15 protein-coding genes and 1 other RNA gene are annotated in these 18,749 nt (G+C 56.3%); 6 read left to right on the top strand and 10 right to left on the bottom strand.

The features are described from left to right. Position 1 precedes the first annotated feature (1 nt). The 3 genes from AACY44_RS18985 (at position 2) to AACY44_RS18975 (ending at position 4,672) form a co-directional block, all read left to right on the top strand. Entirely contained in the window at positions 2-1,195 is a 1,194-nt protein-coding gene (locus tag AACY44_RS18985; RefSeq protein ID WP_159906436.1) for an AAA family ATPase, read from the top strand. A gap of 250 nt (positions 1,196-1,445) precedes the next feature. Further along, positions 1,446-1,574 carry a hypothetical protein gene (locus AACY44_RS18980; RefSeq protein ID WP_339530837.1) on the top strand — a complete coding sequence of 43 codons (129 nt, stop codon included), beginning with the start codon at positions 1,446-1,448 and terminating at the stop codon, positions 1,572-1,574. Beyond that, the gene (locus AACY44_RS18975; RefSeq protein ID WP_339530835.1) at positions 1,571-4,672 is read left to right on the top strand and encodes a type I restriction endonuclease subunit R; all 3,102 of its coding nucleotides are present in this window, start codon (positions 1,571-1,573) and stop codon (positions 4,670-4,672) included. The genes AACY44_RS18980 and AACY44_RS18975 overlap by 4 nt, the downstream gene beginning before the upstream one ends. A gap of 840 nt (positions 4,673-5,512) precedes the next feature. Here the strand turns inward: AACY44_RS18975 and AACY44_RS18970 are convergent. The 9 genes from AACY44_RS18970 to AACY44_RS18930 form a co-directional block, all read right to left on the bottom strand. After that, complete coding sequence (locus tag AACY44_RS18970) at positions 5,513-5,791, bottom strand: hypothetical protein (protein WP_256679358.1); 279 nt, start codon at positions 5,789-5,791, stop codon at positions 5,513-5,515. Continuing rightward, positions 5,788-6,768 (bottom strand): integrase domain-containing protein, encoded by a 981-nt coding sequence (locus tag AACY44_RS18965; protein ID WP_339530832.1) that lies wholly within the window; start codon positions 6,766-6,768, stop codon positions 5,788-5,790. Before AACY44_RS18965 ends, AACY44_RS18970 begins: the two co-directional genes overlap by 4 nt. Then, a complete protein-coding gene (locus AACY44_RS18960) occupies positions 6,746-7,105 on the bottom strand; it encodes a hypothetical protein (RefSeq protein ID WP_339530830.1) in 360 nt (119 codons plus the stop codon). Before AACY44_RS18960 ends, AACY44_RS18965 begins: the two co-directional genes overlap by 23 nt. Further along, a complete protein-coding gene (locus tag AACY44_RS18955; protein WP_339530828.1) occupies positions 7,089-8,456 on the bottom strand; it encodes a YfjI family protein in 1,368 nt (455 codons plus the stop codon). The genes AACY44_RS18960 and AACY44_RS18955 overlap by 17 nt, the downstream gene beginning before the upstream one ends. 904 nt (positions 8,457-9,360) lie before the next feature. Continuing rightward, positions 9,361-10,617 (bottom strand): integrase domain-containing protein, encoded by a 1,257-nt coding sequence (locus AACY44_RS18950; RefSeq protein ID WP_339530826.1) that lies wholly within the window; start codon positions 10,615-10,617, stop codon positions 9,361-9,363. Between the two features lie 185 nt (positions 10,618-10,802). Then, positions 10,803-11,199, bottom strand: a transfer-messenger RNA (tmRNA) gene (gene ssrA, locus AACY44_RS18945). Between the two features lie 104 nt (positions 11,200-11,303). Next, positions 11,304-11,582: a hypothetical protein gene (locus tag AACY44_RS18940; RefSeq protein ID WP_033898249.1), complete on the bottom strand. Its 279-nt coding sequence runs from the start codon at positions 11,580-11,582 to the stop codon at positions 11,304-11,306. A 150-nt stretch (positions 11,583-11,732) separates the two neighbouring features. After that, positions 11,733-14,543, bottom strand: coding sequence for an FAD-binding and (Fe-S)-binding domain-containing protein (locus AACY44_RS18935; protein WP_339530824.1), 2,811 nt, complete (start codon positions 14,541-14,543; stop codon positions 11,733-11,735). A gap of 70 nt (positions 14,544-14,613) precedes the next feature. Then, a complete protein-coding gene (locus tag AACY44_RS18930) occupies positions 14,614-16,308 on the bottom strand; it encodes a lactate permease LctP family transporter (RefSeq protein ID WP_339530823.1) in 1,695 nt (564 codons plus the stop codon). Between the two features lie 251 nt (positions 16,309-16,559). On the opposite strand from AACY44_RS18930, the gene AACY44_RS18925 reads away from it, so the two are divergent. Next, entirely contained in the window at positions 16,560-17,327 is a 768-nt protein-coding gene (locus AACY44_RS18925; RefSeq protein ID WP_028617983.1) for an FCD domain-containing protein, read from the top strand. 36 nt (positions 17,328-17,363) lie between these two features. On the opposite strand, the gene smpB is transcribed toward AACY44_RS18925, so the two are convergent. Next, positions 17,364-17,846, bottom strand: a complete 483-nt coding sequence (smpB, locus tag AACY44_RS18920) for an SsrA-binding protein SmpB (RefSeq protein WP_049711476.1) — start codon at positions 17,844-17,846, stop codon at positions 17,364-17,366. Between the two features lie 168 nt (positions 17,847-18,014). On the opposite strand from smpB, the gene AACY44_RS18915 reads away from it, so the two are divergent. Then, positions 18,015-18,449: a type II toxin-antitoxin system RatA family toxin gene (locus AACY44_RS18915; RefSeq protein ID WP_339420272.1), complete on the top strand. Its 435-nt coding sequence runs from the start codon at positions 18,015-18,017 to the stop codon at positions 18,447-18,449. Next, a complete protein-coding gene (locus tag AACY44_RS18910; RefSeq protein ID WP_339457328.1) occupies positions 18,442-18,744 on the top strand; it encodes an RnfH family protein in 303 nt (100 codons plus the stop codon). The genes AACY44_RS18915 and AACY44_RS18910 overlap by 8 nt, the downstream gene beginning before the upstream one ends. Positions 18,745-18,749 lie beyond the last annotated feature (5 nt).

The following is an 18,749-nucleotide window of genomic DNA, read 5'->3' as shown; positions in this document are numbered from 1 at the left end:
TATGGGCAAGACGCTATCGGAAATAGCTCAACAGTTGAGCACTCCTAAAACGGTTCAAAAAACCGTTCCTGAAAAGACGAAGGTGATAGAAGAGGCTAAACCTGTGCCCAAGGTGCAGCTTATCTATGCCTTTAACGGTACGGGCAAAACACGCCTGTCGCGTGAGTTAAAGCAGCTAATTGCACCGAAGGGCGATGGTGGAGACGGAGCTGGTGAGGCAGATCAGCTTGAGTTGTCTCGTAACAAGATTCTTTATTACAACGCGTTTACCGAAGACTTGTTCTTTTGGGATAACGATTTGGCGGGAGACGCAGAGCCCAAGCTGAAGATTCAACCGAATTCATACACGGATTGGTTGCTCGCGCTACTTAAAGATTTGGGTCAAGACGGAAACATCGTCAAGTATTTCCAGCGCTATGCGAATGACAAACTAACGCCACATTTTAGTGAAGATCTCACAGAGGTAAGCTTTTCTCTGGAACGTGGCGACAACGAACGATCTGGCTATATCAAGATATCCAAGGGGGAAGAAAGTAATTTCGTATGGAGTATCTTTTATGCCCTGTTGGATCAAGTAATCACGATTTTAAATTTCGCCGAGCCTGAAGGCCGGGAGACCAACCAGTTTGACCGCCTGGAATACGTCTTTATTGATGATCCGGTCAGCTCTCTTGACGACAACCATTTGATCGAATTGGCGGTCAACTTAGGAGGGTTGATCAAATCCAGTCGATCCGACCTGAAGTTTATCGTTACGACGCACAGTCCTTTGTTCTACAACGTATTATTCAATGAGTTGAAAAATAAGGTCTGCTATTTGCTAGAGCATCTTGATGATGGAACTTATGCTCTCACTGAAAAGCCCGGCGACTCTAACAAAAGCTTTTCCTATCATCTACATTTGAAGCAAACGATAGAGCAGGCGATTGCTGAAAACAAAGTTGAAAGGTATCACTTCACTTTGCTGCGCAATCTCTACGAAAAAACTTCCAGCTTTTTGGGGTATCCCAATTGGTCGGAGCTCTTGCCTGATGACAAGCAGCTCTATCTGGGCAGGGTCATGAATTTTACAAGCCATAGCACGTTGTCTAATGAGGCCGTTGCAGAACCCACTCCAGCAGAAAAAGCCATGGTCAAGTTGTTGCTCGATAATTTGAAGGACAAATACGGCTTTTGGAAGCAAGAGGGCGTATGAAGGCATGACCGCCATCATTCCCAGTGATTACCACCGACGCCGGTAGCCATCAAGCAGCGCCCATGCGCTTAGGTGAATGTACGAACCCTGCGTGCCATAACACGAGAGAACGACCATGTCCAAGTACAACCTTACATTGCGCGATCAAACCACTGAGTTCTGCTCTACACCGCGTCTAATGGCGCTATAAAGGTAGAGGTATTGCTCAGCAATGAGAATATTTGGCTGACGCAGAAGCGGCTACGGCACGGTGTCGCGCCAGCAGGCGGAACAGAAAACCGTTGCCGAGTATGAAAAGTTCAATACACAGCAGCGCATCGAATCTGATTTCGACCGCGACGTGAAAAAGCTGTTGCAGAAAAGGGACGCGCAAGAATGAGTGATTACACGACCATCGCCGAATCGAAAAGCTTCATCGTTCTGGACCAGTACACAAAGGAATCGCAGGTAGCCGAAAGCTATCAGAGCGAAGTCGATTTGGAGCGTGAGTTTATTGAGGATCTGGTCAATCAGGGTTATGAATACCTGCCCGGCCTGAACACGCCCCAAGCCCTGCTGGTCAATGTGCGCATGCAGCTGCAAACGCTTAATAACGCGCAGTTTTCCGACAGTGAGTGGCAGCGCTTTGTTGAGAGCTGGCTGGACAAGTCCAGTGATGGCCTCAATGAGAAAACCCGCAAGATCCATGACGACTACATTCATGACTTCGTCTTTGACGATGGCCGTATCCAGAACATCTACCTGCTGGACAAGAAAAACGTTCTGCGCAACAAGATGCAGGTGATCAAGCAGTTTGAGCAAAAGGGCAGCCACGCCAATCGCTACGACGTGACGATTCTGATCAATGGCTTGCCCCTGGTGCAGGTGGAATTGAAGAAGCGTGGTGTGGCGATTCGTGAGGCCTTCAATCAGGTGCACCGCTACAGCAAGGAGAGCTTGAATAGTGAGCATTCCTTGTTCAAATACCTGCAGCTAGTCGTGATCTCCAACGGCACCGACAGCCGTTACTTTGCCAACACCACTCAGCGCAACAAGAACAGCTTCGACTTCACCATGAACTGGGCGAGGGCCGATAACAGCCTGATCAAAGATCTGAAAGACTTTACCGCCACCTTCTTCCAGAAAGACACCTTGCTGAAGGTGCTGCTGCGCTATTCGGTTTTCGATACCAGCAACACACTGCTGGTGATGCGCCCGTACCAGATTGCCGCCACAGAACGCATTTTGTGGACGATCAACTGCGCGTATCAGGCCAAGAACTGGAGCAAGCGCGAAGGTGGCGGCTTTATCTGGCACACCACAGGCTCCGGCAAGACGCTGACCAGCTTCAAGGCGGCTCGTCTGGCCACTGAGCTGGCGTTTGTCGACAAGGTGTTCTTCGTGGTGGACCGCAAGGATCTGGATTACCAGACCATGAAGGAATACCAGCGCTTTTCCCCGGAAAGCGTGAATGGTTCGGACAGCACGGCGGGCCTGAAGCGTAACCTGGACAAGGACGACAACAAGATCATCGTCACCACCATCCAGAAGCTCAACAACCTCATGAAGAGCGAGCCCGACCTGCCCATTTACGGGAAACAGGTGGTGTTCATTTTCGACGAGTGCCACCGTAGCCAGTTTGGTGAAGCGCAGAAGAACCTGAAGAAGAAGTTCAAGAAGTTTTATCAGTTCGGCTTTACCGGCACGCCGATCTTTGCAGGCTATAACGCCTTAGGTGCGGAAGATACGGCAGGCGTGTTTGGCCGTGAATTGCACTCGTACGTGATCACCGATGCGATTCGCGACCAAAAGGTGCTCAAGTTTAAGGTCGATTACAACGATGTGCGGCCGCAGTTCAAGGCCATTGAAACCGAGCAGGATGAGAAAAAACTCAGCGCGGCTGAAAACAAGCAGGCGTTGCTGCACCCCGAGCGTATCCGAGAGATCACGCAGTACATTCTGAACAGCTACCGGCAGAAAACCCATCGCCTGCACGCGGGAAATAAGGGCTTCAACGCCATGTTCGCGGTCAGCAGCGTGGACGCTGCCAAGCTGTACTACGAGTCTTTCAGGGCGTTACAGAAGGGCAGTGACAAGCCTTTGAGGGTGGCCACTATATTCTCGTTCGCGGCCAATGAGGAGCAGGATGCGGTCGGTGAGATCGAGGACGAAAGCTTCGATGTTTCTGCCATGAACAGCAGCGCCAAGGAGTTTTTGAATGCGGCTATTGCGGACTACAACGGGCTGTTCAAAACCAACTTCAGCGTCGACAGCAACGGCTTTCAGAACTACTACCGCGACCTGGCTAAGCAGGTCAAAGCCAGGGAAATTGACCTGTTGATCGTGGTGGGCATGTTCCTCACCGGCTTCGATGCGCCCACGCTCAACACGCTGTTCGTCGACAAGAACCTGCGCTACCACGGCCTGATACAGGCCTATTCGCGCACCAACCGGATTTTTGATGCGACCAAGACCTTTGGCAATATCGTGACTTTCCGCGATCTGGAACAGGCGACCATCGATGCCATCACCTTGTTCGGCAACAGCAATACCCGAAACGTGGTGCTGGAGAAGAGCTACAAGGAGTACATGGAGGGCTTTACCGATGTGCTAACGGGCGAGGCGCGGCGTGGTTTCGTTGAGGTCGTTACAGAGCTGGAGCAGCGCTTCCCCAATCCTGCAGCGATTGAAAAAGAGTCTGATAAAAAGGCCTTTACCAAGCTGTTTGGCGAGTACTTGCGCGTGGAGAACGTGCTCCAGAACTACGATGAGTTCGCCAGTCTGAAGGCCTTGCAAAGCTTGGACATGAGCGATTCGGCGGCAATTGAGGCGTTCAAGGCACAGCATTATTTGAGCGATGAAGATCTTGCCGCATTGCAAGCGATCAAGATGCCGGCGGAGCGGAAAATCCAAGATTACCGCTCGACCTATAACGATGTGCGTGATTGGCTACGCCGGGAAAAAGCGGGCGCAGAAAAGGAAAAATCCACCATCGATTGGGATGATGTGGTCTTTGAAGTGGACCTGCTCAAATCGCAGGAAATCAATCTAGATTACATCCTGGAGCTGATTTTTGAGCACAACAAGAAGATCAAGAGCAAATCGGACCTGGTGGATGAAGTGCGCCGGGTGATTCGTGCCAGTTTGGGTAATCGCGCGAAGGAAAGCTTGTTGGTCGATTTCATCAACCAGACCGATCTGGATCAGATTGGCGACAAGGCAAGCGTGATCGACGCCTTCTTCAGCTTTGCTCAAGAGGAACAGCTGCGTGAGGCACAAGAGCTGATCTGCACCGAGAATCTGAATACCGAGGCGGCTAGACGCTATATCACCACCTCGCTCAAGCGTGAGTTTGCCAGTGACAGTGGTACTGAGCTGAATGCCGTTTTGCCCAAGATGAGCCCGTTGAATCCGCAGTACTTGACCAAAAAGCAGAATGTTTTCCAGAAAATCGCAGCATTTGTTGAGAAGTTTAAAGGGGTGGGCGGGAGCGTTTAAAAAATGAAGCTTAGCTCTTGAACTTTTTTCAGCCTGATCATGGCCAATTTTTTAGCTGCTTAAGCCCAGGCTGCCCGCACTGCGGCACTGGGGTTGGATCAAAGTGGTATTGATCGACGGTGTTGAGCTGGCGCGATTGATAGTAGAGAACAACTCGGGCGTGAGCGTTAAGCAGGTGTACGAGGTGAAGCAACTCGACAGCGATTATTTCGCGGGCGAGTGAGTTGCAACGTAGCTAGCAGGGTTAGTGATTTTCAGATCGGTGACGCATGGGCGGTCTGTGGCAAAAAGTTGTTTTCGACTTTGGCTGGAAGCTCGAGCTGAGTTTGGCAATGACATCGTTGCGCGAAATTTGTGACACGTGGGGGCTTTGTGCTACTCCCTTCCAATTTGGAGCGCACTGCGTACCAAATTGAGCCCGACCCCGCTAAGCGATAGCGCCCATTCTTGATGTTCCACCCTGACGATCTATCTGTCGCTCATTGCAGAATATCTTTGTGGGCGGGCGATTGGACCAGACTTTCCGCGGAGGACAATTTTTGCACGGGCACAGGCTAATTCAAGCATCTGAGAGTCTGCCGCATAGACCGCGTCGACCTGACGGTCACGCGAGCTGCTTTTAACGCTCATCATCTCTGCAAAGTTGAGTTCTTCTGAATGCAGGAGGTCGTTGATCATAATGAAACTAGCCATAGTAGGGGGCGTTGAACTTCGATTTGAGATTAACACGCTGATTCGGGGTGTAAGCAGTTGAAAGTCTTTGATCGCGAGGCTTTAGCCGACGAAATGCATCGCCGTCAGTTCAACGATAGGGTTGGGATTGATTAGCTGAACGGTCAGCTACGATTTCAAAAAAAACCAGCTCCGGCCTAGTCTTTTCAATATTAGCTGTGCAGTGAGTCGGTAGTAATAACGGGTGGTTTCTGAATGGTCCTTCAGATGGTGTACCAAAAACCAACGCACATGCTTGAAGTGCCAGCCCCAAGGGTTATCGCGCTGCCACCTCTGTTGGATAGCTGCCTGCATGATACGAGCTTGTCGGATGTGTCTTTGCTGTGTAGCTGTCGAGCCGGTCAATACGCCGCTCAGGAAAAGCGTCATATCAAAAGGCTCGCTCACGCTCTCCCCCCAATGTAGGCCGAAACCACATCGATTCGGTTATGCCCAAGCTCAAGGCTGATTTGCCATCGCGCCTTTTGTTCCAGAGCGTGGTCGATGCGATAGCAACGGCCACCGTTGACGGGGGCCGCGTGGCCAGTGAGTTGTGCGTAGCGCTCGCACGCATAAGCTGCTCGCAATTCATGAACCCCCTTCAGTCCTAGCTTCTGAAGCAATTCACGCGCTGGCCTCACCGTCTGCTGCTGGAACTTGGCGTAGCTTTCGCCTTGGGCCAGCAAGTTGCGGCTGTGGGGCGGCGAAGCGTGACGAGCTATCTGCAACGCTGCCTTCACCTCTTTATTTGCGATGATCCAGCGCGGTGCCGAAGCACCAGCCCGGCCGCCTTTGGTCCCATCTTGAATATTGATGCGGCCTAAGTGTTTAGCCTCGCGCTGCAAGCGTGGCAAGTCAGCCAGGATTGCTTCGCGCAAGCGCATGCCGGTTGCGCGGGCCAAGCAGACAATCGCAGCGACGCGGTGGTGTTGCTGTTCGCGAAGCGTTTCAATCACTCGACTCAGTTGTTGGCTGTCTTGGCCATTCGGTGCGCGGGTGCGTACGCTTGATCGCTGCATGCCAAGTGCCTTGCTCGGGCTGGCGATTTTCACGTACTGATCACCGCGTAGCGCTGCGAGGGTGCGGTTGACGCTACTCAGGCGGTTCTGCGCGGTGGCGATGCAGATTTCACCTTGTTGGATCTGCTTGCGCAGGTGCGCGGCGTAGCTGTGCAAGGTACTGCGATCTATCTGGCGGGCGTCGTTGTAACCGGGGCCGTCCGCTGACCGACACCACTTCACAAACGCCTGCCAGCGATCACTGTGTGCTTTGACCGTAGCGAAGTGGCCGCCGGCAAACATATCTTTCAGCGCTTGTGGGCCGGCATAGCTGAGCTGACGGCCGTAGCCAAAGTTGCGGCCATCACGCCGGCCGACCAATGCCATCGGCTTCACCGTTTTCCGTGTCTTGCAGAAAGCGCAGCACCGCTTTCCAGTGGGCGCTGATCTTGTTCACTTGTTGCCAATGTGTGGGACGAATAATCAGGGCGTTTTGCTGATGCCGCAGCATTGCTCCCTCTTCGCGCAGTTGGTGGATCAGTTGGCCGATGTCGACGGGCGCTAAGGCGGGTTTGGCGACAACGGCGACAGTGGCGACAACCCTTGTAGTTGATGCTCTGAAGCTTGGCGACAAGGCGGCGACGGAAGTGGCGACACTCCGCAATGCAGGTCGTGTCTGATGCTGTGCCTGGTAACGGCGCACCGCGTCATTGAGGCGGAACATGGCGCACCTCGAAGGTCTTTCCGTCAGGAGAGTCCAGCCAGCTATGTGAGATCAATTCGACCAGCAGCGTAATGGTGTGATGACTGCTTTTGCGGGCAAAGCGGGGGCCATTGCGATTGAGGTCGCGGACGGTAAATTGGGTCCAGCCTTTTTGCGTCAGCCAGCGCAGCAGTCGATCCGCCTCCTCGCGTAACGTGTTGATGGGCTCTTGCTCCGTCAGCCGCTGGATTTCGGCCAGGTAGTAATCCATCAGCGTCGAGGCGCGCTGAATATGGGGTTCGTCCACTGCATGCGCGTCTTCAATCACCGTCAATACCCCGGCGATACGCAGTACGTTGGCGGCCGCTTTCCCCGCGACAGATTGAATACCGGCCAGCTCGCCAAACTCACCAGATTGGCATTCGATGGTGTCGTGAATATCGATCCAGGCAGTGCGAGCGCTGGGTGTCAGTTCCAGCCTGTCAGGGTTAAGTGAGCCGTCGTTGTGTAGCGACAGCGGCTTATCCAGCAGAGCGGTAATGCGCGCTTGGTAGCGCTGGATCCTGGCATCTCGCGTGAGGTCGACTGCCTTGTACAAGCGCCGCCCCACCAGGCGTTCGGGCCAACTGATCAGGCAACGGCCAAGGATGCCTTGGCCGTTGATCATTCGATCTGTGAGTAACTGGTTGGCCAGGTAAGGTTGCAGCATCAGATGCAGACTGAGACGGCGATCATAAGCTCGTAGGCTTTCGCCAGGCATGGAGCGCGCCCGGTCGATGGGGCTGCCATCCCAGAGCGCTGACAGGGTGGTGATGGCCTTGAGTTGGTTCTCTTTGCTCATCGTGCTGCTGCCCAAAAACTGGCCGCCCTCATCGTTGAATAACCCCATGCTGGGCAAGCCCTGGCATAGGTTTTTGATCAGGGCTTCAATGGTGGGCTCGGCGATGATCAACCTGGGCGGGACGGGGTCGGATAACTCACGAGCGTCGTGCTTTCCTCGAATGGCGGCGCGATTGGCTTTCAGTTGCTCCAAGTACAGCGTCCACTGCCGTCGCTCCCACTCACGCGCAGCCGCCAGCGCAAGATGATCCACTGCGCTTTTCCGATCACCCGACGATGCCACCGTCAGCATGTACAGGGACAACGGATAAACACGGCCATCGAGCTGCACATTGGCGTGCGACTGGGTCACCAGGGCGGCAGTGGCCAACACCGATTGCGCAGCAATAGCGCAGGGCACGCCGATCACCTCGGCCATGCGTTCGACGGCTGGTCCTAATATCTGTCCCAACGCTTCGACCGGATACGCCAGCGGCTCGGGCCGGTATTCCAGCAGCGGCTGTGGCAGGTCAAACGCTTCGCACAATTGCATCGTCATTCTCCTGGTGCTTCGAATTTCCCCTCACTCTCCCCGCCACGGTTGTTGAGTGTTATCAGGGATCAAGGCCCCTGCAGCCTGTGAGGGTTGTCCACTTACGCGGGACGGGCGGCTCTTTACGACCGGGAGCTTGGGCATCTCATGATCTGGCCTCCTGAGCACCGATAACGGTGGGCGGGTGGAGGCTGCGTTGGCTGACGAGACCAGCGCCGCGAGATCCTGAGTCTGTTGCAGGAAGTAATGCGATGACCAGGGCGTGCCTGACTGTCAGTCAGGTGCAGTCCATTCCGTGGGCTGCGGCACCATCATCTGCATTGCTGCTGCGGGTGACATCGGGGTTTGTCACGCCGATTGTCACAGTGACAAACGCTGCAATGTGTTGCCCGGCAAGGGCTGCGGCAGTAGTTTCGGCGCCCGTCTCTTTCCTGGAGAAAGAGACGGGCGTGGGCTGCCGCATTTGCACTGTGGATAAGTTGGCTTCGATCACGTTGGGCGTGACTGCGCGCCTAATTGGAAGCGAGCGCGCATGGCTGGGACCACCACTGTAGGGCGTAGCCTTAAAGATCCCTGGCTACCTGGGCAATGCTGTCGATGACAGCGCTGTACAGCTCAGGTGTAACGCGTGCTCGGAGGGTGGTCAACTGGGTGTGCGGTGGGGTTTTTAGTCGTTGGACGTGCGTGGAAGAACGTGGCCTTGAATGGACGATAGGCCGTTCGTCGGTTTTTAAAGTGAGCCCCTGAGGACGGGAAGGCGAAGCCTTCCTGCCCTCAGGGGCTGTGCCTTAAAAGCTTATGGGCGATGCAGATGGTGGCGACTGTCGCCACGTTGTCGCCCTACGAAGGACCGCTAAATACGTGGGTTGTCGCCAGTGTCGCCGCTGTCGCCAGCAGGAACTGATTAACGAAACGGGATGACGTTCCCGTTTGTGTTTTCATGAATGGCCGTCACCGACAAATTGCCGGTGGCGGCTTTTTGAATGTACTCGCTCCACCAAGTCATCATCGGGCGTCTTCGCTCGATGTAGTCCGCTCGGTTGTACGCGCTTCGGACTTCGTCTTTGTCGACATGGGCGAGTGCGACTTCAATCAACTCCGGGTCCCATCCATGTTCGTTGAGGATGGTACTCGCCATTGATCGCAGGCCGTGGCTGACCAGCCGATCCTGAAAACCCATACGTTTTAACGCCATGTTCGCGGTTTGGCTGTTGGCGTGAGTACGCGGATTTCGGTCTGCCGGAAACACATGTTCCCGGTGGCCACTATAGGGTTTGAGTGTCTCCAGCAGCGCGAGCGTCTGGTCGCTCAGAGGGATGGGGTGCGCACGGCGTTTTTTCGTGCGCTCCTTTGGGATGGTCCAGATGCGTTTCTCGAAATCTATTTCTGCCCAGGTCGTCCCGGCAGCCTCGGCAGGGCGGGTCATGGTGTGCAGTTGCCATTCGATGAGGCAGCGGGTGATGCGTTTAATGCTGGCGTTGGCAATCGCCACCATGAGGTCGGGTAGTTCTTCGGGGGGAAGTGCCGCCATGTTTTGTTTCTGCGGTTTCTTGAAGGCTGCGCGAATGCCACTGAGCGGGTTCGCAAAGATCAGCCCGCAATTGACGCCGTAGGCCATGATTTCGTTGAGCCGTTGGGAAAGTCGCTTGACCGTCTCCAGGCTGCCTTTGGCCTCGATCGGGCGTAGGAGCTTGATGATCATGGGGGCGGTAATGTCTGCGAGGGGTGTGGCTTTGAGGCTGGGGAAAACATGCAGCGTGAGTGAGCGCCAGATGTCTTCGGCGTAGGCCGTTGTGACGGAGTGTTTTTTCAGTTCGAACCAGGCGGTGGCCACCTTCTCGAATGTGTGTTCGGTCTTCGCCAGCTTGGCTTGCCTGAGCTCATCGCGGTGAGCCTTGGGATCAATGCCTTGCGCCAGTAGTTCACGTGCTTCTTGAGCTTTCTTTCTGGCGTTCGCCAACGAGAGAGCCGGGTAAGGGCCCAGAGCCATATTGAGGCGGTTTTTGGTTACCGGCTCGCGATAGTTGAAATTCCATATCATCGAGCCACTAGCTCTGACCCTGAGTTGAAGGCCGTCGCCGTCAGTGAGAACGAAGTCTTTCCCTGTTGCCTTGACTGCCTTGAGTTGGCGGTCTGAGAGGCGGGTTGCATTAGTAGGCATGAGAGCTACCTCCGACACCGTTTTGGTATCCCAAAAATAGCACCGGCGGGTCCGGGATACCAAATGGGATACCAAAACGCCTGGAACTCTAAATTCTTCTACGGAAGCCAATGGCCCTGAAGCCCTTGATTTCATTGAATTTCAGGCACAAAAAAGACGTCCTTGGACGTCTTTAGATGTTGAAGTGGTGGAGCCGGGGGGATTTGAACCCCCGTCCGCCAGTACTCCGCTGTCGGTACTACATGCGTAGCCGTTTCTATTAAGTTAACCCTCAGCGACCCGAAGGGCAGGGTGCTTTGGGCGAGTTGTGTAAGTTTTAGCCGCTTCGTCCACAACGTACTGCACGGCGATTCTGTTCTATATGACAATCACTTTGGGTTTACAGACATCCCCTGGTGATTGCTGGACCCGAAGGTACCAGAAGCTCAGGGCTAAGGCTGCTTACGCAGCGAGAGCGAATTCCTGGCCGTAGTTTTCGTCATTGGCAACTATAAGAAGTTGCAACAGTGGATTTACGAGTTCTGTTACCAACTCGGCATGCACCTAAAGTTTCGCGACCGGCGTCGAATCCTAAACGGCCCCGTGCTTGTAACTCGTTGTTTCTTAGTGAGTGACAAGCCTGTGCAGTGTACGCCAAACCGTCACGGAAGGCCAACCCGAAGGTTAGCCGTCCCTGACCGTGCTGCCTATTGGCCGCCTTTTTCGCTGTTCTGCAGGTCTTGCAGCGCCTTCGAGGTGATCTCAATGCACTTTTTGTCATCGCCGGCGGCGTGGGCTGCTTTAGCCGAAGACACAGCGGTGTCTATCTCGCCACTTTTACCACTGGTGTCGGTGGCGAGCAGCGCTTTACCGTTGTTGATTTTGTCCAGGTTGATCTGGCACAGGTCTTTATCACCTGCCGCGAAAGCAGGGGACGCCAGCATCGCAGCGGTAATGAACAAGCCAGCAAGAGCGGAACGCTTCATAGGGTATCTCCTTGCGCAAAAGGGCTCGACGCTGCTGGCATTGAACGGCTGCCAGCGACATCAGTGATGAGCCTCGTTTGTCGAGGCCTATGCAGATGACTACACCGGCGCGCAGGGGTTCTGTTTATTTGCAGGCTCATTTTTGCAGGCTCAGTGGGCGCGAGCCTGCGTGACACGGTCCACCAGGTAGACCAGCCCGTGATAATCAATGCCGCCATGCTGGCTCAGGCCGATCTCGCAGGTGCGGCTGGTGGAGATACCCTCGCTGCAATGCTGCACCGCGTCCTTGAGGGTGCGCAGTGAGTGGGCGTTGAGTTCCGGCGTGGTGAAACCCTTATCGCCAGCAAACCCGCAGCAATGAATGCCTTCCGGGATGACCACGGTGTTAGAGCAGCGCCGGGCCAGGTCGATCAGCGCCTGGCTCTCGCCTAGATGCTGGGTGCTGCAGGTGACGTGCACGGCGATGGGGGCTGCCTGTGGTGTGAAATCGAGGCGATCCATCAGGTGAGTGCGGATAAAACGCACCGGATCGTAAAGATCCAGCCGTGTTTCAGCCAGATCCTGCACCAGACGCAAGGTGCACGGGCTGGTGTCGCAGTAAATCGGGTCGAGCCCGCCGCGGCTGGCGTGGAGCAGGGCGCCGATCAGTTCCTGGCGCTTGTGTTCGGCCTGTTCAGCGTAGCCTTTGGAGGCAAAGGGCTGGCCGCAGCACAGGTTGTCCTGATTGTCGGGGAAGACGACTTGGTAACCGGCCTTTTCCAAGAGACCGCGGGTTTTGTCGTACAACGACATCTGTTCTTTATCTCCCGCCGCCGGGCCCATGGCGCGTGAGACGCAGGCGGCCAAGTAGACCACCCGTGGCCGCTCGTCCGTGACCGCCGGGCTGAAGCGGATGGCTTTCTCCGGCTGCGGCATGGCGTTTGTCCACTGCGGAATCTGCCCCTTGGACAGCTTGGTGACGGTGGCCGATAGCGTCGCCAGGCGCGGTGCGCCCAGCAGCATGCGTGCGCCGTTGGCGACATGCAGGGTAAAGCGCGCGCCCTGCAGCGCAGTGGCGAAATGATTGGCGAGCCATTCGGCCGTTTTCGTACGGTCGGCGTCACGGCTGCGTAGTTTTTTTACCAGGTCGCCGGTATTGATTCCCACCGGGCAGCGTTGAGCGCAAAGGCCGGTGGCGGCGCAGGTGTCGATGCCTTGATAGTGGTAGGCGGCTTCTAGCTCGGTGGTGTCGACGCCCGCTCGTTTCTTCGCCTGGATATCGCGCCAGATCACGATGCGTTGGCGTGGACTCAAGGTCAGGCCTTTCGACGGGCACACCGGCTCGCAGAAGCCGCATTCGATGCACTTATCCACAAGCTCGTCGGCGGCGGGTAGCGGCTTGAGGTGTTTGAGGTGGATTTGCGGGTCTTCGCTGAGCACCACGTCCGGGTTGAGAATGCCATTGGGGTCGAGCAGGCGTTTGAGTTGCCACATCAATTGATAGGCGTCGCTGCCCCACTCCAACTCAACGAACGGCGCCATGTTGCGGCCGGTACCGTGTTCAGCTTTCAACGAACCACCAAACTCCACCGCCACCAGGTGCGCCACGTCGTCCATGAACGCTTGGTAGCGTGCGACTTCTTCCGCGCTGTTGAAGCCTTGGGTGAACACGAAGTGCAGGTTGCCTTCCAGCGCGTGTCCGAAAAGGATTGCTTCGTCGTAGTGATGTTTGTCGAACAGTTCGATCAAGCGATTTACACCGATTGCCAGTTGCTCGACCGCAAAGGTGACGTCTTCGATGATCACCGTGGTGCCGGTTTTGCGTACGGCGCCGACGGCGGGAAAGGTGTCTTTGCGAATGGCCCACAGGCGCGCATTTTCTACCGGGTCTTCGGTGAAATCGACCTGTTTCTCCACAGGGAAGTCGGCCAGGGAGGCCATGATCAGAGCCAATTGCTCGTGCAACAAAGACGGCGACGCTGCGCGAGATTCGATCAATAGTGCGCAGGCATTTTCCGATAGATGTTGTACGAAGGCGGGCATTCCCGGCTTGTCTTGAACCGAGCGCATGCTGCGTCGATCCAACAGCTCGACGGCCGAGACCGGTTGGGTCTTGAGGACGGTCACCGCGTTGCAGCAGGTCTCGACATCCGGAAACACAATCAAGGCCGAGGCTTTGTTCGGATGATCGACCACCGTGTCATAGGTGACCGCACTGATAAATCCAAGCGTACCCTCGGAGCCCACTAGCAGATGGCTGAGGATATCCAGCGGCTCATCGAAATCCACCAGGGCATTAAGTGACAGCCCGGTGGTATTTTTCAGGCGGTATTTGTGGCGGATTTTTGCCGCCAATTCAGCGTTTGCCCGCGTCTCGCGGCCCAGTGTCGCCAGGCGTTCCAGCAGCGAGCCGTGTCGTTCGCGAAACGCCGCCACGCTGGCCGCGTCTTCGGTGTCCAGTCGGCTGCCGTCAGCCAGTACCAAGCGGATGCCTGCCAGGGTGTGATAGGTGTTCTGCGCCGTGCCGCAGCACATGCCGCTGGCGTTGTTGGCGACGATGCCGCCGATCTTGCAGGCATTGATCGACGCCGGATCCGGCCCGATCTTGCGCCCAAAAGGCGCCAGCCATGCATTGGCCTGGGCGCCGATCACGCCAGGTTGCAGGCGAATTTGGGTGCCCTGCCCACGAATTTCGCGGCCGTTCCAATTGTCCCCCAGCACGATCAGCACTGAGTCGCTGATGGCTTGGCCAGAAAGGCTGGTGCCGGCTGCGCGGAAGGTGACGGCCACACGGTCGCGTTGGGCGAGTTGCAACAGCGCCACCACCTCGTCTTCCGACTCCACGCGGATCACCAACTGTGGGATCAGTCGGTAAAAACTAGCGTCGGTGCCGAAAGCGAGGGTGGAAAGTGGATCGTCGAAACGCCGATCTTTCGGGATCAGTTGTGCGACGTCGCTCAGAAAAGCAGCAGGCAGGCTCATCGGTCCTCCAGAAATAGCAGACGCCGGAATGGGTGTCCGGCGTCGATTCTTACCCTATTACGTACCGGCCTTAATGCACCAGCATTCCGGTTAACCAGTAGGCCTGAGCCAGGGTGATCAACCCGACGATCGTCGCAAAGAACAGGCTGTGCTTGAGGGTAAAGCGGAACAGGTCGGATTCCTTGCCCACCAACCCCGTGGCGGCGCAGGCCACGGCAATCGATTGTGGCGAGATCATTTTGCCGGTCACACCGCCACTGGTGTTCGCGGCGACCAGCAGCGTGTCGTTGACACCGATCTGATGCGCGGTGGTGGCTTGCAGTGAGCTGAACAGCGCGTTGGACGAGGTGTCGGAGCCTGTCAGGAAAACGCCCAGCCACCCGAGGAATGGCGAGAAGAATGGGAAGGCTGCACCTGTGCCGGCCAATACCAGTGCCATGGTCGAAGACATGCCGGAGTAGTTGGTGACAAAAGCGAAGGCTAGCACCATGCCAATGGACAGAATTGGCCAGCGCAGTTCGTAGAAGGTCTCTTTTAAAGTGGTAAGACCAGTTTTTAGGTTGATCTTCAGCACCAGCATTGAGATCAGCGCAGAGAAGAAAATTGCTGTGCCGGTCGCCGAGATGGGGTCCAGCTTGAACACTGCCGCAATTGCAGTGGGGTTGGTCACAATCGGCGCAACTTTGATCACTAATTGGTCCAGGTGCGGGATCGCGAAGTTGAATACCCAGCTATACATCGAGCCGCCGGCGGCGAACATGGCCTTGAACGGCTTGAGGGTCCAGATAGTGACCAGCACGGTCAGAATAAGGAACGGTGACCAGGCCTTGAAAATTTGCCCCAGGCTGTACGGCGAGACAACCGTGTTGCGTGGCAGACCAAAACCGCCGGCGCTGGCGACGACCGCTGCGCTTGAAGTCGCACCGGCAATCTGTGCACCTGCTGTGCGCTTGGGTTGCCAGACTTTCAGGAACAGGGTCAGGGAGATCAAGCTGGCGAGCGCCGAGGTGATGTCCGGCAGTTCCGGGCCGATGAAGTTGGAAGTGAAGTACTGGGTGATGGCAAAGCTCAAGCCTGCTACCAGTGCGGCCGGCCAGGTTTCACGCACGCCGCGCAAGCCGTCCATCATGAACACCAGCCAGAACGGCACGAACATCGACAGTAGGGGCAACTGACGGCCAGTCATGGCGCCGATTTTGAACGCATCGATGCCGGTCACTTGGCCTGCAACGATGATCGGGATACCGAGTGCACCGAAGGCCACGGGGGCGGTGTTGGCAATCAGGCACAGGCCAGCGGCGTACAGTGGATTGAAGCCCAGGCCGACGAGCAGTGCCGCGGTGATTGCCACGGGCGCGCCGAAACCGGCAGCACCCTCCAGGAAGGCGCCGAAGCAAAAGCCGATCAGCAGCACTTGCAGGCGTTGGTCGTCGGTGATCGATAGGACCGAGCTGCGAATGACTTCGAACTGGCCGCTTTTGACGGTCAGTTTGTACAGGAACACGGCCGCGACAATGATCCAGGCGATAGGCCACAGGCCATAGGCAAAGCCGTACCCGGCGGCGGCCAGTGCCATGTCCACCGGCATCTGGAAGGCAAAGATCGCTACCAGGATCGACAGCGCCAAGGTGATGCTGCCGGCTACGTGACCTTTGAGGCGGAACACGGCCAGGGCCAGGAAGAAGAATACGATCGGAATAACCGCCGCCAGTGCGGACAGGCCGAGGCTGCCGAGTGGGCTGTAGAGCTGTTGCCAGGTTTGCATATGGGGTGGCCCCTGATTGTTGTTGTTTGGTCAGCTTGGATAATTGGTAATACCAATTTACAATCGCTGTTGGCTAGAGTAAAAGCCTTGGCAGGCGTGTGTCAATTTGCCGCTCGCGAAACTTTGGTCGTAGGTCCGCGGGCAGGTTGTTCTGATCGGTTGAAACGAGGGCGTTCTGATAGGTGCTGCAAGCGCTGCGATAGGCCAGAATAGAGGCCCCGGCGAGTGGTCGGGATGGTGGAGAGTGAGTTATGGGGTTTGATCAGGTGCGTCAGCGCCGTTTGTCTGACGATATCGTCGAGCAGCTTGAGGGCATGATCCTTGAGGGCACGCTAAAGTCCGGCGAGCGCTTGCCGGCCGAGCGCGCCTTGGCTGAGCAATTTGGTGTGTCGCGCCCTTCCTTGCGGGAGGCAATCCAGAAATTGTCTGCCAAAGGCTTGCTCGTCAGCCGCCAGGGCGGGGGGAACTACGTGGCTGAGTCATTGGGTTCTACTTTCAGTGATCCGCTGCTGCACCTGCTGGAAAACAATCCCGAAGCTCAGCGTGATCTGTTGGAGTTTCGCCAGACCCTTGAGGCATCTTGTGCCTATTACGCAGCGCTGCGCGCCACCGAAGTCGATCGTGAGCGTCTTACGGCGGCTTTCGAAGCGCTACAGGATTGCTACACCCGTTCCGATGAAGTAAGTCGTGCGGAAGAGGGGGCGGCGGATGCGCGGTTTCACTTGGCTATCGCCGAGGCCAGCCACAACGCGGTTTTGCTGCACACCATTCGCGGGCTGTTCGACCTGCTCAAGCGCAACGTGGTGACCAACATCGGTGGCATGTACCAGCAGCGTACGGAAACCCGCGACATGCTGATCAGTCAGCACCGGGATCTGTACCTGGCAATCATCGAGGGGCGGGCCGAGCAGGCGCGAGAAGTTTCCACACGTCACCTGCTGTATGTGCAGGAGGTGTTGGAAGAGGTGCGTCAGGAGGTTCAGCGTGTGGCGCGTGCGGAGCGGCGCAAGGGGATGTAGCCGAGGGGAGCTCCCAAGGCTACTTCGCAGCAAGGGTCAGTCTTCCTTGCCCTTGTTACGCACAGCGCGATGCAGCTCGCGATTGGAATCGCGCTCGCGCTCGGTATCACGCTTGTCGTATTCCTTCTTGCCTTTGCCCAAGGCGATCTCGCACTTGACCAGGTGCTTGCTCCAGTACCAGGACAAGCAGATGCAGGCGTAGCCCTTCTGCTGTACGGCGGAGGCGAGCTTTTCCAGTTCGCGAGCGTTGAGCAGCAGTTTGCGCGTGCGTACCGGGTCGGCAATCACGTGGGTGCTCGCGGTGGTCAGCGGGGTGATATGACTGCCTAGCAGCCACGCCTCGCCATCCTTGAGCAGCACATAACTGTCGACCAGTTGCAGCTTGCTGGCACGCAGACTCTTTACTTCCCAGCCGGCCAGGACCAGACCAGCCTCGAACCGATGCTCGATGAAGTAATCGTGTCGCGCCTTTTTATTTTGCGCGATGGTCCCTGTGGGGTGTTTCTTTTGTTTAGCCATAGGGGCGGCATTATAGGGAGTTGCGAGCGTATCGGCTACGGTCAACCTGCGTGCTTGAGCGTGTTGGACGAATCCCGGACAATGCGGGCAGTTCTCTTGTTTTTTTCTTTCGCGGATCGGGCTGTTCTTTCGCGATGTTTGCCGCTCAGCTGTGGAAATAACGCACACATGACGACGCATATTCAACGTTCGGCGCTGCTGCCTTATCCGGCACAAGCGCTTTATGACCTGGTCAACGACGTGGCGCGTTACCCGGAATTCTTGCCGTGGTGCTCGACAGCCGAAGTGCTGGAGGGCAGCGATGAGTACATGGTCGCCAGCGTTGGGGTCGCGAAGGGCGGCCTCAGTCAGCACTTTGTAACGCGTAATGTGCTGGTGCCCGGGCAATCCATCGAAATGAATTTGCAGGAAGGGCCGTTTACCCAGTTGCATGGCGTCTGGGTATTTAAGGCGCTGACCGATAAGGCCTGCAAAATAAGCCTCGATCTTTCCTTTGATTACGCCGGTCCTGTCGTGCGTGCGACGTTGGGGCCTTTATTCAACCAGGCGGCCAATACGTTGGTGGATGCGTTCTGTCAGCGAGCCAAGCAACTGCATGGTTGAGATTGAGGTGGTATATGCCGCCATGGATCGCCAGGTTTTGCTGGTGGTGATGGTGCCAGCAGGCACCAGCGTGCGCTCGGCGGTTCAGGCGTCAGGTATTGCCGTGCACTTTCCAGAGCTGGATCTGGCTGACTGCCCTTTGGGGATATTCGGCAAGGTGGTCGCGAACGCGCAAGTGCATGCCGTGCAGGCGGGTGATCGTATTGAGATTTACCGGCCGCTGCTGGCGGACCCGAAAGAGGTGCGCCGGCTGCGCGCAGCCAAGGCTGCTTTGGCCAAGCAGCAGGGCTCGTAGGCCCT

The sequence above is a fragment of the Pseudomonas sp. RA_15y_Pfl1_P11 genome (assembly GCF_963970975.1).
Classification (GTDB): domain Bacteria; phylum Pseudomonadota; class Gammaproteobacteria; order Pseudomonadales; family Pseudomonadaceae; genus Aquipseudomonas; species Aquipseudomonas tritici.
This window is presented reverse-complemented; position numbering and strand designations above follow the sequence as displayed.

Bases quoted from the DNA above. Each gene is read 5' to 3' on its own strand.
- AACY44_RS18985 (WP_159906436.1), top strand. From the start codon at position 2: ATGGGCAAGACGCTATCGGAAATAGCTCAACAGTTGAGCACTCCTAAA.
- AACY44_RS18975 (WP_339530835.1), top strand. From the start codon at position 1,571: ATGAGTGATTACACGACCATCGCCGAATCGAAAAGCTTCATCGTTCTG.
- AACY44_RS18965 (WP_339530832.1), bottom strand. From the start codon at position 6,768: ATGGCATTGGTCGGCCGGCGTGATGGCCGCAACTTTGGCTACGGCCGT.
- AACY44_RS18960 (WP_339530830.1), bottom strand. From the start codon at position 7,105: ATGTTCCGCCTCAATGACGCGGTGCGCCGTTACCAGGCACAGCATCAG.
- AACY44_RS18955 (WP_339530828.1), bottom strand. From the start codon at position 8,456: ATGCAATTGTGCGAAGCGTTTGACCTGCCACAGCCGCTGCTGGAATAC.
- AACY44_RS18950 (WP_339530826.1), bottom strand. From the start codon at position 10,617: ATGCCTACTAATGCAACCCGCCTCTCAGACCGCCAACTCAAGGCAGTC.
- AACY44_RS18940 (WP_033898249.1), bottom strand. From the start codon at position 11,582: ATGAAGCGTTCCGCTCTTGCTGGCTTGTTCATTACCGCTGCGATGCTG.
- AACY44_RS18935 (WP_339530824.1), bottom strand. From the start codon at position 14,543: ATGAGCCTGCCTGCTGCTTTTCTGAGCGACGTCGCACAACTGATCCCG.
- AACY44_RS18930 (WP_339530823.1), bottom strand. From the start codon at position 16,308: ATGCAAACCTGGCAACAGCTCTACAGCCCACTCGGCAGCCTCGGCCTG.
- AACY44_RS18925 (WP_028617983.1), top strand. From the start codon at position 16,560: ATGGGGTTTGATCAGGTGCGTCAGCGCCGTTTGTCTGACGATATCGTC.
- smpB (WP_049711476.1), bottom strand. From the start codon at position 17,846: ATGGCTAAACAAAAGAAACACCCCACAGGGACCATCGCGCAAAATAAA.
- AACY44_RS18915 (WP_339420272.1), top strand. From the start codon at position 18,015: ATGACGACGCATATTCAACGTTCGGCGCTGCTGCCTTATCCGGCACAA.
- AACY44_RS18910 (WP_339457328.1), top strand. From the start codon at position 18,442: ATGGTTGAGATTGAGGTGGTATATGCCGCCATGGATCGCCAGGTTTTG.